Annotated in this window: 12 protein-coding genes and 2 pseudogenes; 8 read left to right on the top strand and 6 right to left on the bottom strand. The window is 68.8% G+C overall.

Features of this window, described 5'->3' with window-relative positions:
* The 3 genes from SLP03_RS22250 to SLP03_RS22240 all read left to right on the top strand — a co-directional run bounded on the left by SLP03_RS22250 (position 1) and on the right by SLP03_RS22240 (position 2,610).
* Complete coding sequence (locus SLP03_RS22250; RefSeq protein ID WP_319462559.1) at positions 1-1,230, top strand: GAF domain-containing SpoIIE family protein phosphatase; 1,230 nt, start codon at positions 1-3, stop codon at positions 1,228-1,230.
* Positions 1,231-1,475: 245 nt separating this feature from the next.
* The gene (locus SLP03_RS22245) at positions 1,476-1,673 is read left to right on the top strand and encodes a hypothetical protein (RefSeq protein ID WP_319462558.1); all 198 of its coding nucleotides are present in this window, start codon (positions 1,476-1,478) and stop codon (positions 1,671-1,673) included.
* Complete coding sequence (locus tag SLP03_RS22240; protein WP_319462557.1) at positions 1,633-2,610, top strand: sensor histidine kinase; 978 nt, start codon at positions 1,633-1,635, stop codon at positions 2,608-2,610. The genes SLP03_RS22245 and SLP03_RS22240 overlap by 41 nt, the downstream gene beginning before the upstream one ends.
* A 177-nt stretch (positions 2,611-2,787) precedes the next feature.
* On the opposite strand, the gene SLP03_RS22235 is transcribed toward SLP03_RS22240, so the two are convergent.
* The 4 genes from SLP03_RS22235 to SLP03_RS22220 form a co-directional block, all read right to left on the bottom strand.
* Positions 2,788-3,090 carry a hypothetical protein gene (locus tag SLP03_RS22235; protein WP_319462556.1) on the bottom strand — a complete coding sequence of 101 codons (303 nt, stop codon included), beginning with the start codon at positions 3,088-3,090 and terminating at the stop codon, positions 2,788-2,790.
* A 9-nt stretch (positions 3,091-3,099) separates the two neighbouring features.
* Positions 3,100-4,026, bottom strand: coding sequence for an SCO6745 family protein (locus tag SLP03_RS22230; RefSeq protein WP_319462555.1), 927 nt, complete (start codon positions 4,024-4,026; stop codon positions 3,100-3,102).
* 621 nt (positions 4,027-4,647) lie between these two features.
* Positions 4,648-5,544, bottom strand: coding sequence for an IS3 family transposase (locus SLP03_RS22225; RefSeq protein ID WP_319462554.1), 897 nt, complete (start codon positions 5,542-5,544; stop codon positions 4,648-4,650).
* 91 nt (positions 5,545-5,635) lie between these two features.
* A complete protein-coding gene (locus SLP03_RS22220) occupies positions 5,636-6,049 on the bottom strand; it encodes a transposase (RefSeq protein WP_319462553.1) in 414 nt (137 codons plus the stop codon).
* Positions 6,050-6,096: 47 nt separating this feature from the next.
* Between SLP03_RS22220 and SLP03_RS22215 the strand changes: the two genes are divergently transcribed.
* The 4 genes and pseudogenes from SLP03_RS22215 to SLP03_RS22200 all read left to right on the top strand — a co-directional run bounded on the left by SLP03_RS22215 (position 6,097) and on the right by SLP03_RS22200 (position 9,042).
* On the top strand, positions 6,097-6,954 hold the full coding sequence (locus tag SLP03_RS22215) for a transposase family protein (RefSeq protein WP_319462576.1): 858 nt from the start codon (positions 6,097-6,099) through the stop codon (positions 6,952-6,954).
* Between the two features lie 79 nt (positions 6,955-7,033).
* Positions 7,034-7,933 (top strand): alpha/beta fold hydrolase, encoded by a 900-nt coding sequence (locus tag SLP03_RS22210; protein WP_319462552.1) that lies wholly within the window; start codon positions 7,034-7,036, stop codon positions 7,931-7,933.
* A 31-nt stretch (positions 7,934-7,964) separates the two neighbouring features.
* A pseudogene (locus tag SLP03_RS22205) lies at positions 7,965-8,161 on the top strand (IS5/IS1182 family transposase); the annotation flags it as partial.
* A gap of 239 nt (positions 8,162-8,400) precedes the next feature.
* Positions 8,401-9,042, top strand: coding sequence for a GNAT family N-acetyltransferase (locus SLP03_RS22200; protein WP_319462575.1), 642 nt, complete (start codon positions 8,401-8,403; stop codon positions 9,040-9,042).
* Positions 9,043-9,297: 255 nt separating this feature from the next.
* On the opposite strand, the gene sthA is transcribed toward SLP03_RS22200, so the two are convergent.
* Together sthA and SLP03_RS22190 are read right to left on the bottom strand one after the other, a co-directional pair.
* The gene (sthA, locus tag SLP03_RS22195; RefSeq protein ID WP_319462551.1) at positions 9,298-10,701 is read right to left on the bottom strand and encodes a Si-specific NAD(P)(+) transhydrogenase; all 1,404 of its coding nucleotides are present in this window, start codon (positions 10,699-10,701) and stop codon (positions 9,298-9,300) included.
* A gap of 281 nt (positions 10,702-10,982) precedes the next feature.
* Positions 10,983-11,273 (bottom strand): annotated as a pseudogene (locus SLP03_RS22190) (glycine betaine ABC transporter substrate-binding protein); the annotation flags it as partial.
* A gap of 633 nt (positions 11,274-11,906) precedes the next feature.
* Between SLP03_RS22190 and SLP03_RS22185 the strand changes: the two are divergent.
* On the top strand, positions 11,907-12,920 hold the full coding sequence (locus tag SLP03_RS22185) for a glycosyltransferase family 4 protein (RefSeq protein ID WP_413644667.1): 1,014 nt from the start codon (positions 11,907-11,909) through the stop codon (positions 12,918-12,920).
* Positions 12,921-13,027: the final 107 nt, after the last annotated feature.

Raw genomic sequence — 13,027 nt, 5'->3', positions numbered from 1 at the left:
GTGATTGGCGTGCAGGATAGCGGGAACGACGAGCGGCTGCGTCGTATCGAGGCGCTGACCGACGCGACGCTGTCCCAGCTTGACGTCAACGACCTTCTCGACGAGCTCCTCGACCGTGTCCGAGAGGTGCTGCGGGTTGACACTGCAGCCATCCTGCTGCTGGACGTGCACGCCCAGCAGTTGGTGGCCACTGCGGCGAAGGGGCTGGAGGAAGAGGTCCGGCAAGGCTTTCGGATATCCGTCGGCCGCGGCTTCGCCGGCCGGATCGCTCGGGACAAACAGCCCGTCATACTGGAGAACGTTACTGCCGCCGAGGTAGTCAACCCGATCCTGTTCGACAGGGGGATCCGCTCGCTATTGGGTGTGCCCATGTTCGCCGGCGGCGAGGTAATTGGCGTATTGCACGTCGGCTGCCTGAGGCCGCGCCGATTCACCGACGACGACGTGAAACTGCTGCAACTCGTCGCCGACCGGGCAAGCCTGGCCAGCCAGGCCAGGGCCAGCAGCATCGACCGCACCGCCGCCCTCGCACTGCAACGCAGCCTGCTACCCACCCACCTACCCGACGCGCCCGGTGTGGACATCGCCGCCCGCTACGTGCCCGGCCATCACGCCGGCGTGGGCGGCGACTGGTACGACGTGTTCACCCTCCCCTCCGGCTGGCTGGGCGTCGTCATCGGCGACGTGTCCGGACACGGACTGCGCTCCGCAGTCGTGATGGGACGCTTCCGTAGCGCGCTGCGCGCCTACGCCCTGGTCTGCGACAAACCGGCCAGCGCGCTGACGCTGCTCGACCGTAAGATCCACCATTTCGAGACCGGGAACCTCGCCACGGTTCTTTACGCCATGATCTCCCCGGACCGCGCCACCATCCAGATTTCCCTCGCCGGGCACCTGCAACCCATCCTGGCCACACCAGGACAGCCGGCCGGTAGCCTGAACATTCCAGTTGATCTTCCATTAGGTGTGGGCCCGCATCAACCGGCCCGCCGGGACACCGAGGTCACGTTCCCTTCCGAGGCGGTACTGATCTGCTATACCGACGGGCTCGTCGAACGCCGCGGCGAAATCATCGACGTCGGCATCGAACGGCTCTGCTCAGCCGTCGAACCAGGTCCCGCCGAAGCGGTCTGCGCTCGCATCATGACTACACTCGCCGCCGAACAGGCCACCGACGACATCGCCCTACTCGCCGTCCGCGCAACCCACAAAAGTCACCCTGACACTTAGGCTGGGTGTTGGCGCCGATGGCTCCATTCGTGGCCGCGGCCTGCGCGAGCGGCTGCGCGTCTTGTACGTCAACTCGTCACTGGTCCCGGTTGCGCTGCTCGGCGGGTTCAGGCCCGAGGTGTCACGGTGCCGCAGGCCTTCGATGGGGGTCATGCTGTGATCGGCATGGCCTCTCCATTGTCCTGCCCGCCGTGCTATAACATCGTCGCCATGCCACCAGTCCGGAGCGCCTGGATCTTCACGGGTTGATCTTCGTCGATGCCGCTGTCGCGACCCTGCCCGCCCGGGCCGCAGCGGCAGCCCCGGCCGGGTTCACTCTGACCGGCTCTTCCAAGGATGGCGCCCGTACACTGCACCTGACCGGTGCCAACGAGGTTCCCGGACTGACCCTGCTGTGGCCCGATGAGGCGGCCGGATCACGCACCTCGGAGGCCGCCGCATGAGTATCTCCGTCGCCACCAGGGCCGATGGTTTGTTCACCCAGCCCTCTTCTACGCCGATCGCGAGGAGTACCTGGCCGGCACGGTGCCGTTCATCCAAGCCGGCCTCGTCGCCGATGAGCCGGTCATGGTCGCCGTACCGGGAGACAACCTCGACCACATTCGCGCTGCGCTTGGCATCGACGCGGGCAGGGTCCAGCTGCACGACATGAGCGTGGCCGGGCGCAACCCCGGGCGAATCATTCCAGGCGTCCTGCTCGCCTTCGCTGCCGCCCACCTCGGGAAACGGGTACGCATCATCGGCGAACCCATCTGGGCCGGCCGTACCGGTATTGAGTACCCCGCTTGCGCCCAGCACGAGGCCCTGATCAACAGGGCGTTCGCTGGCCGGCAGGCCGCCATCCTCTGTCCCTACGACACCAGTCGCCTAGACCGGACCTGGCTCGACGACGCCTGCCGCACCCATCCGATCCTGCAGACGGGCAGCGCGGTGTGGGAGAGCCCGCATTACGCCGACCCAGTCGCGGTGGCCGCCGGGTTCAACCTGCCGCTGCAGGACCCGCCTGCCCCGGCGACCATCATCACCATCGACTCACATGCCCTCCCGGCCATCCGCCGGATCGTGACCGCCGAGGCCATCGAGGCCGGCCTGCCCCCGGACCGAGTCTCCGACCTGACCCTGGCGGTCAACGAACTGGCCGCGAACACGGTCAAACACACCGCCGCCAGCGGTACCCTCGCGATCTGGACCGACCGCACGCGGCTGATCTGTCAGCTCACCGACACCGGGCACATCACGAATCCGCTCGCCGGCCGGATTCCCGTGCCACCGCAGCAGCCCGGCGGCCGAGGACTCGTCCTGGTCAACCAACTCTGCGATCTCGTGCGCGTCCACACCAGGCCCGGTGCCACCACGATCCGCCTTCACATGGACCGCTAACGCCCGCGGGGCGGCAAGCTGCGACCGGGAGCGGGCGGTCGCGGCTTGCACATGGCGAGGGCGTACGTCGCAGGCTATCGCCTGGCGGAGCGCGCAAAAGGTCGTGAAGTCCTGCTTCAGTGACAGCGAAAGCCCTGCTCGGGGCTGCTGGCCGCCTAGGTTCAGACTAGGGACACATCACGTCGATGCAGGTTCGCTGCGGCCGAACTCCAGGGCTCCGAGTCCACGGCCGCGGGTAGCCGGGAACATGGCCAGTTTGGCCATGGCCATGGCGGTGGCCAGGGTCAGGCCGATGAAGGTGCCCTGGCCCGCGCGTTTCATCTTCGCCGAGCCGGTGAGCGGCCGGGCCAGTGTTGCGGTGAAGGGCAGGAGCAGGCACCCGGCGCTGGCGTAGTAGAACGTCCACTCCGCTGGTGAGTCCCCGCCGCCCGATAGTGCGCTCGCGGCGAACATGCCCCAGGCGAGGTGCAGGCCGAACACCAGGAGGGTTCACGTCGAGCGGGACACCACCCGGTCGGCACGCGACGGCACGGCGTTGTCGACGTTGAGCAGTCCGGCATCGACCACCGCCCGGCTCATCGGCCGGGTCAGCTCGGCGAGGCGGGCGCACCCGTCGGCGCCGAGCACCGCGTACGCGGGCGTGGCGAGCCGGTCGGTGGCCGCCTCGATCCACGCGCGCTGCGCACGTCCGCTGTCGCTCAGGGCCGGCTCGTCGCCCTCGATCAACCCGCGCCCGCGTAGCCGCTCAACCGCGTCAGCCCACTGCTCGCCGTTCCAGCCGCGGGTGCGGCGCAGGAAGCGGACCGGCACCTCGCCGGACGCGGCGTGCAGCACCAGTGCCTCCAACCCGGTCAGGCCGGCGAGCACCAGGGCGGCCACGTGCCCGTCGCCGCGGAACTCCCGCAGGACCGTCTGGGCTTGCCAGAGGATCAGGTGCGGCTGCTCCGGCCAGGGCAGCGCGGCGTGGGCGGCGAACAGTGGCCGCCCCTCGGGGTAGGCGGTGGCGGACTCGGCGGCGCGACGGGCCAGCTCGGCGGCCTCGACCATCTCCGGGCCGTGCACCGCGTCGCCGAGCGCGCGGGTCAGGGCCGCACCGGCGGCCTGCAGCCGGGCGGCCAGCACGGCCGCCGGCGTCGCCCGCTCCCAGGCGGCCGGCAGCACCCGGGCGACGAGGTCCGGGTTGAAGTTGAAGAAGCTGGCAACGACCGGGCCGGGGCCGACCGGCCCCAGGGCAGCAGCCCGGGAGGCGAAGTAGCCGGCCGGCTCCGCGATGCCGAGGGCGGCGTACCGCTCGTGCGCCTCGGGCGCGAAGTAGATCATCCCATGCAGGGGCTCGGTCACCCGCCAGGCGTGGCGCACGACGGCTGGGTCGAGTGCTGCCGGCGTCTGCCAGCTGGGATCCGCCACGTCCGTCATGTCGCTGCCTTCCGTCGACGACGTTACCAGCCGGTAGCTTCCCATGCCGGCGACGGCCGTGTCACGCCCCGGAACTGCGGCAGGTCGTCGAACAGCTGTGACCGGTCAGGCCGGCGAGGTAGCGCGTTCGCGCCTCGCGTAGATATCGGCCAATAGCTTGAAGTCCGGCACACGCGAGTTCGCGGACGTCTGTAGCAAGTGCATGCGGTGCTGCTGGGGTGGCTTCGAGGCGATGCTGCTCGACACTGTCAGAGTGCCCTCTGCTATCGCAGACTCACCAACCCTCATGCCGTTCGGAGTTCTAACGAGGTGTCCTCGACACCGGGGGTGCCGTGGTTGACAAAGTAAGGGCTGGTGACGCGGTTCGCCAACGTCGTCGCCGGCCGCGGTCGCACTGGCCGGTTCCACCGCCAGGCCTTACGGCTTGGTGCGCGGTAGAGGAAAGACCCGGGTCGATCATGAAGGTGGCCGTGCGGGACGATCATGATTGTGACGTCAGGATGGGCCCGCACGGCCTTGTCTCATCGTATCTTCACCGGCATCCCTCGCCAGCGGCTAGCCAAGCTCATCGCCGAACTGGCCGATCCGGAACCTGTCAAGTCAAGTGAGACGTTTTCGTTGTCACGTGTTCTGTAGATCTGCGGGTTGAGTTGCGGGTTTGTTGATCCATACGGTGTCGGGACGCGCGGGGGGTCGGGGCCGGCGGGTGAATCGGTCGGGGTGGGCCCGCCAGGCGGCGTCGAGGGTGCGTTGTCGCTGGTCGTGCACGTCGGTCGCGGTGCCGTAGTGCACCGAGGCGGGGGTGTGCAGGCCGATGCCTGAGTGGCGGTGCTCGTGGTTGTAGTAGGTGAAGAACTCGGCGCTGAATTGGCGGGCGTGTTCCAGGGAGACGAACCGGTCGGGGAACGCGGGGCAGTACTTCAGGGTCTTGAACTGCGCCTCGGAGTACGGGTTGTCATTCGATACCCGGGGTCGGGAGTAGGAGCGGGTGACGTCGAGGTCGGCGAGGAGTTCCGCGACGGGTTTCGAGGTCATCGACGATCCGCGGTCGGCGTGCAGGATCTCGGGTCGCACGCCGTTGCGGGCGATGGCGTCATCAATCATCTCGCGGGCCAGCAGCGAATCCTCCCCGGTGGCGACGTGCCAGCCGACGACGTACCGGGAGTACACGTCGATGATCACGTACAGGTGGTAGAACACGCCCCGCTGGTCGGTTTTCAGGCGGGTGATGTCCCACGACCACACCTGCGACGGTCCGGTGGCGGCGAGCTGCGGGATGGTGCGCGGCGGGTGTGTGGCTTGCCGGCGGCGTTCCCGGCTTTCTCCGGCCTCGCGCAGGATCCGGTACATCGTGGACTGCGAGCACCAGTACACACCCGCGTCGAGTTCCCGCGCCCAGACCTGCGCCACGGACATCTCCGCGTACTCGTCCCGGTGCAGCACATCGAGGACCGCCCGGCGTTCGGCCGGGGTCAGCGTCGACGGTGGGGGTGCCTTCGGCCGCAACGGTCGGGACACCACCGGCGGTAGTGGGTGGCGCGGGACCGGCCGGTCAATCGGCACGCCCCGGCCACACCGACGAGGGGGGTCAAGGCAGTGAACGCGTCGCTCAACGTCTCCTCGACCGCACCGGCGTTTCGTCCGCGCTCTCGGACAGCGTCTCCAAGAGCGCGTGCGCTTTTCCCATGATCTCCAACGCCGTCTTCGTGCGAGCCAGGTCCGTTTCCAGGCGCTCGTTGCGCCGCCGCAGCCGCTCGACCTCGGCCGCCTCAGCGCTGCGCCGCCGGCCATCACCAGCCGGGCTCTTCCGGGCACCGAGAGCGGTCAACGCCCCCGCGTCCCGCGCGGCTCGCCACTCCAAGATATGCGAGTGATACAGGCCCTCCCGACGCAGGATCGCCGCGCCCTCACCGGTGACCTTCGCCGCGTCGTACTCCGCGACAATCCGCAGCTTGTACTCCGCCGTGAACGTCCGCCGTTTCGGCCGCCCGCCCTGGTCACCAGGGGTACTGGGTAGTGTCACGATGATCCTCTCCCTGTCTCCGACCGAGCCTACCCGGCTCGGAACGGCTGTCTCATCTCAGACTGACAGACAGGGATCCGTGGACCGCGCAGCAGGAATCCAGACTGCACCAGCGCCGCAGGGGCGACCGGCTGCGCGCCGCCGGAGCCGGACCAGATCATGAGCTGAGCTTCACCGACCGGGTCATCGCCACCCTGGCCTGCCTGCGCCTGCAACTGCCACACGCCGCGGTGGCGTTGCTGTACAAGGTGGACAGGTCCACCATCACCCGCGCCGTGGGCGAGATCCGTCCGCTACTGGCCGCCCGCGGGTTCGCCGTGCCTGGCAAGCCAGGACTGCGGCTGCGCACCCTCGCAGACGTGTTCGCCTACGCCGACGCCCACGGCGTCGAGCTACGCATCGACGGCACCGAGGTCCAGGTCCGACGGCCGAAGGCGAACCGGCCCGGACGGCGGGCGTTCGTGTCGGGCAAGAAGAAACAGAACACGATCAAACCCACGGTGATCAGCGACGCCAAGGGGCGGCTGCTGTGGTGCGGGGCGACCCGGCCAGGACGGATGCACGATGTCACCGCCCTGCGTACCGAGGGCATCGAGGATCTACTGCGGCAGTACCCGAACGTGCGTGCCAGGGTCGACTCCGGCTACCAGGGCCTGGCCCGGGACTTCCCTGACCAGGTAAGCGCGCCGCCGAAGAAGCCACCGAAAGACGCAACCGACCAGCTGCGGGCCGAATACACCATCGCTCGTAAAGCCCAATCCTCACAACGGATCTGCGTCGAACACGCCATCGCCGAGCCCAAGCAGTGGCGGCCCCTGCAGCGCTACATCGGACGCCGTGAACACTTCGAAGACACCACGCTCGCCATCGCCGGACTGGTCTCCGACCGCTGCGCCGAACGGTAAGCAAACCACCAAACCGAACCCGGCATACAAGCACTACCGGGTCCTAATCGTGCACGACCTCGTTAGTGTGGTCCCGGTGATGGCCCTCGCAGAGCGCCCCACGACCGTGGCGCACCTCGCCGCTGGCCCGGTTGAGTACCGACTGGAACGACGAGCAGCCGCCACAGTCGTAGTGCTGCATGGCGGTCACATGCGGGCCGGCCTGGCCCTGGATGAGGAAGTGTTCGCCGAGGCGGGTCTCACGGTGCTGGCGCCGTCACGTCCCGGCTACGGCCGGACCCCGATCTCGACCGGAACGTCCGTACCCGGGTTCGCCGATGTCACCGCCGCACTCTGCCGGCACCTCGGCATCAGCAAGGTCGCGGCTGTCGTCGGCATCTCCGCCGGCGGACCGACCGCGGTGGCACTGGCCGCACGCCACCGCGATCTGGTCGAGCGGCTGATCCTGCAGTGCGCCGCGGGGCCACTGCCATGGCCGGACCGCCGCACCCGCGTCGCCGCAGGTCTCATGTTCTCGCCTCGCACCGAGCGCACGACCTGGGGCGCGATGCGCGCCCTTCTGCGCCGCTCTCCCGACGTCGGCCTCCGATTCCTGCTCGGCGGCATGTCGACCCTGCGGCCGCGGCGCGTGCTGGCTGACCTTCGTCCCGAGCACCGTGCGCTGCTGGTCAGCCTGCTCGGTCAGATGCGGTCCGGCGCGGGATTCCGCAACGATCTTCGCCCCACCGGCGACGCCACCGCGGATGTTGACCAGCCGACCCTTGTCATCGCCACTCGTCGAGACGGCGCGGTCCCCTTCACCCACGCCCAGTCCCTGGCGGCCACGATCCGGCGAGCCGAGGTCGTCGAGAGCCAGGCCGACAGCCACTTCGTCGAGTTCGGCACCGACTGGCCAGCCATCACCGAAGCCATCCGCATCTTCCTGGCCGCCGACGCCGGCGACATCATCAACCCCAGCTCACACAACCAACCACTTTGAGACACGCCATAGCCGTCAGCGTCACCGGCGGAACCGCAACGACGTCATCCAACTGATCCCACTGATCGAGGCCATCCCGCCGGTGCCAGGCAGAGGCGGCCGCCCCGACGGCGCCGCAAGGTCATCTACACCGACTGCGGCTACGACCACGACTCCCACCGTCGCCGCGTGCAAGGCAAGGGCATCACCACCCGCATCGCCCGTCGCAGCCAACCTCACGGCCTGGGCGAATACCGGTGAGTCGGTCGAGGGCGCGTTCGGCTTTGCGGCGTACTCCGATGGGGACGATCGCTGCACGGCCGGGGACTGGATTCCCCCGGTGAGTGGGACCCTGGCGTCGCCACTGGGCGGCTTGATGGCTGAGGGTCGCCGCCGTTTTCGGGCGTTGATCATGCCTCCTCGCTCTTCGTGAGTATGAAAACCTGATCACTGATCGACCGGGACACGTGCTGGGGAGCGACATGGGCATCGGCAAGACTCTCGCGGGGATACTGGACGCTGCGGCACACGGGCAATTCCCGCCGCCGGACGGCGTTGTGACCGTGCTGCCTCAGCCAAGCCACCGCGACGCCGGAGTGATCGCGTTCACCGCGCACTCCGTGGTGTTCACCGACGAGGACCCGCAGTGGGTGCGCACAACGCTGGCCGCCCTTGACTGCGACGAGCTGGCGGCCACCATGAACCCGCGCTTCCTGGCCGCGCTCTTGGACCGAACCGGGCGGTTGACCGACACCATCGACCTGCTGACGGTGGCTGCTTCCCTGCCGGGCGAACCCCTGCTGAAGATGCGCGAGATCGCGGACCCGGACCACCCGCGGGTGTTGAGGGCGCGCAGGCGCCGTGACGACGTGCGCGTCTGGGCGACCGACGGCGGAGTGCTCATCCTCGGCCGGGGTGTGGCGGGCCGCTGGGAGACGGCGATTGAAGTGGACGAAGAGGCGCGCCACCGGGGCCTGGGCCGGGCGCTGGCCACGGCCGCTCGGCATCTCGTACCCGCAGGGGAGCCGGTCTGGTCGCAGCAGGCCGCTGGCAACGCGCGGAGCGTTCGCGCCTTCCAAGCCGCCGGGTTCCGGCCAGTGGGCGCGGAGTCGCTGCTGATTGCAACCTAGGAATGCCGCCAGAAGCGGATCGCGCCTTCTCCCGGTGCTCTCGGGGGCCGGTCCCGCGACGGGCAGCTCCACCACCCCAACCAGAGGCCAGAGGGGTGTTTGACGCCTCAGGTCACAGCTGGTCACATGATCGACGAGCTGACCGGGTGGAGTCTGCGACCGCCGTTGGTGGTGGCGGACCCCGGGTACGGTGACGCGGCTACGCGCCAGCGGACCTTCCGGACGGCACGGAGTGCCGGTCGCGGCGTCAGTCCACTAGCCGTCGATTCGGGTGATGTTGCGGATCTTGTTGGACGCGTCCAGGGCGGCCACCTTGTACGCCTCGGCCAGCGTCGGGTAGTTGAACACCGTGTCGACCAGGTAGTCCACCGTGCCGCCGCAGCCCATCACCGCTTGTCCGATATGGACGATCTCGGTGGCGCCGGTTCCGAACACATGCACGCCGAGCAGCCGGCCGTCGCCCGGCGAGACGAGCAGCTTCAGCATGCCGTACGAGTCACCCACGATCTGGCCGCGGGCCAGCTCGCGGTAGCGCGAGATGCCCACCTCGAACGGCGTCGAGCCGTCGGTCAGTTCCTCCTCGGTCTTCCCGACGAAGCTGATCTCCGGAATCGTGTAGATGCCGATCGGCTGCAACCCATGGATCTCGCGGACCGGCTCGCCGCAGGCGTGCTGCGCAGCGAGCCGGCCCTGCTCCATCGACGTGGACGCCAGCGCCGGGAAGCCGATCACGTCGCCAACCGCATAGATGTTGTCCACGGCGGTCCGGTAGTTCGGATCGACCTTGATCCGACCGCGCTTGTCCGCCTCCAGCCCGGCCGCTTCCAGCGCCAGATCGTCGGTCTGGCCCTGGCGGCCGGCCGAGTACATGACCGTGTCCGCGACGATCTTCTTGCCGCTCTTCAGGATGCACAGCGCCGCGGCCTGGTGCTTTTCCACCGCGGCGACCTCCTCGCCGAAGCGGAACGTCACGGACAGGTCGCGCAGGTGGTACTTGAGCGACTCAACGACCTCTTCGTCGCAGAATTCGAGCATCCGGTCGCGGCGTTCCACCACGGTCACCTTGGTGCCGAGCGCGGCGAACATGGACGCGTACTCCATGCCGATCACGCCGGCGCCGACCACGACCATGCTGCGGGGTACGGCCTGGAGGTTGATGACGCCGTCCGAGTCCACGATCGTCCGATCGTCGAAGTCGACGCTGTCCGGGCGGGCCGGGCGGGTACCTGCGGCAATGATGACCTTGTCAAAGGTGACCTTGGACTCGCGCCCGGAGCCGCCATCCACCCAGATCGAGTGGGCGTCCGCGAACCGTCCGGTGCCGGTGACCATCGCGACCCGATTTCGGGCCAGCTGATTGCGGATGACGTCGGTCTGCCGGCTGATCACATGCTGGGTCCGGGCGGCCAGATCGCTGACCGTGATCTCCTCCTTGACCCGGTAGCTACTGCCGTACAGGTCCCGCTGGCTCAGGCCGGTCAGGTAGAGCACGGCCTCGCGCAGCGTCTTGGAGGGGACCGTGCCGGTGTTGATGCACACCCCACCGATCATGTCGCGGCGGTCCACGATGCCGACCCGCCTGCCGAGCTTGGCGGCGGCGATCGCGGCCTTCTGACCGCTGGGTCCGGAGCCCAGCACCAACAGATCGTAGTCATACACAGCCGTTAGCGTTGCAAGATGTCGCGGCCTTCGCTAGTGCTCTGTCCACAAACGTTGGCCGGGGTGGTCGGGGTTGGGGAAAGTGTCGTAGGGGTGGTGCCGGTGCGCTGGTATCACGGCACGTTCACCCTCGACGGCCGCCAGGTCCGGATCCCCACCGCGATAGGCACTGCCCCGTTGTGGGTGCGTCTGGCGCGGGCGGCGACCAGACCAACGGCCTGGACACGTACGACCGCGAGCGGCTCCCCGGGCCCGGGAAGCCGCTCGCGGTCGCGCGGAGATCAGGCGATGAAGCCCTCTTCCTTCAACCAGTCCGCGGCGACCTGCGCCACCGGCTCGCCCTTGACGTCGACGCGCTCGTTGAGCTTGCGGATGGTGTCGTCGTCGAGCTTGGCGGTGATCGGCTCAAGGATCTTGTTCAGGCTCGGGTACTTGGCGACAGTCGCGCCGTTGACCGTCAGCGCCGGGTTGTAGATCGGGAAGAAGTTCTTGTCGTCCTCCAGGACCACCAGGTCGAGATTGCTGATCCGGCCGTCGGTGGTGAACACCTCACCGAATTTGCAGGACTCGCCCGCGCACCAGGGCGACGGACTCCAGGACGCCACGGCGATGTTCCTCGAGTGGCGACCGTTACGAGCAGCTCACACCGGAGGCGGCGGCCAGGCTACTCGGCTGGCCGTTGGCTCAGGCCGATGCCGTTGCAGCGGCTTCTTCCGCTCGTCAGGTCCCGCCGGACGAACGGGTTGCGGGTGCCCTCCCGCCGGATGAGGCGTACGGTTGCCATGTCGCCCGGGTCCCCGGTGGCCCCGCCTGCTTCGCCGCCACCAGCCCCTGAGGGGCGTTGAACAATGGTCACCTTCACCGCGACAGCGACCGCATTCTCCCTCCGGACTCCGAGCTCGGTGACCGCGATCACCCTGCTGTTGCATGAAGGCCGACCGCCACGCCGGCTTGTCCCGGGGATCTTCCACGTACTTTCCGCACGGCCCCGTCGGCCACGGTGAGCGTTCGCGCCCGCCGACCCGCGTTCGCCGCGCCACCGGCGACCTGGTGACGGCGATTCGACTACCGCGTCCACACCGCTACCCGTTCGAGCAGAGAGGGACCATGATCGTCCCAACGTCTTCACCAGACCCAGACAAGCACGCCCGGCCGCTCGCGACGCCGCGCCCGGATCCGGCCGATCGCGCCGAGACGCCCTCCCCGTGAGGGTGGCTCTGCTCGGACCGGTCGCGTGGCGGACACCCCCACACCACTACGGTCCCTGGGAACAGGTGACGGGCCTGCTGGCCGAGGGGCTGACCACCCGTGGCGTGGACGTGACACTCTTCGCGACGTTGGACTCGGTCACCTCCGCCGCCCTCGACGGCGTATGCCCGCAGGGGTACGCCGACGACCCGTCCATGGACGGGCGAGTGTGGGAGGCGATGCACGTCTCGCACGCGTTCGCTCGCTCGGCGGAGTTCGACCTGGTGCACAACCACCTCGACTGGCTGCCGCTCGCCTTCGCCGAGCACTGCCGCGCTCCGCTGCTCACCACCGTCCACGGCTTCTCCGGCGCCGGCATCCTGCCCGCGTACGCCAAGGCCCGCTCGTCCTACGTGTCGATCTCCGACGCCGACCGGATGGCCGGGCTCGACTACCTCGCCACGGTGCACCACGGCGTCGACATGACCGAGCTGCCGTTCACCCCGGATGCCGGCTCCGGTCTGGTCACCTTCGGCCGGATACACCCCGACAAGGGCATCCATACCGCCATCGAGATCGCCCGGCTCGCCGGTCGACCCCTGACCATCTGCGGCATCGTGCAGGACCAGCAGTACTTCACCGAACTGGTGGCGCCGCACATCGACGGCGAACGGGTCATCTTCCTCGGCTCGGTGGGGCCCCGACGACGCGCGGAAATCCTGGGCGCCAGCGTCGCCCTGCTCCACCCGATCGCCTTCGACGAGCCGTTCGGTCTGTCGGTGGTGGAATCGATGGCATGCGGCACACCGGTCGTGGCGTACGCGCGTGGGTCGATGCCGGAAGTCGTCGACGAGGGGGTGACCGGCCTGCTCGTACACACCGTCGAGCAGGCCGTCGATGCCGTCGCCCGGGTCGCGGAGATCGACCGGGCCGGCTGCCGGGATCGGGCCCTGCAGCGCTTCGGCGCGGACCGGATGGTCACCGACTACCTGGCCGTCTACGACGACCTCATCGGCCGTCCACAGCGCTGAACCTGCTGATCAGCTGACGATCCCTGACGAACCGGGTCCCGCGCTCGCGGCGGCCCGGCCCCCGACCCGATGCGACGGCCACACACGCTGGCCCGCCTGCGCTGTCA

This window comes from Micromonospora sp. RTP1Z1 (assembly GCF_033804685.1).
Classification (GTDB): Bacteria; Actinomycetota; Actinomycetes; order Mycobacteriales; family Micromonosporaceae; genus Micromonospora.
Note: the sequence above shows the minus strand (reverse complement) of the source record. Positions and strands in the feature narration are given on the sequence as shown.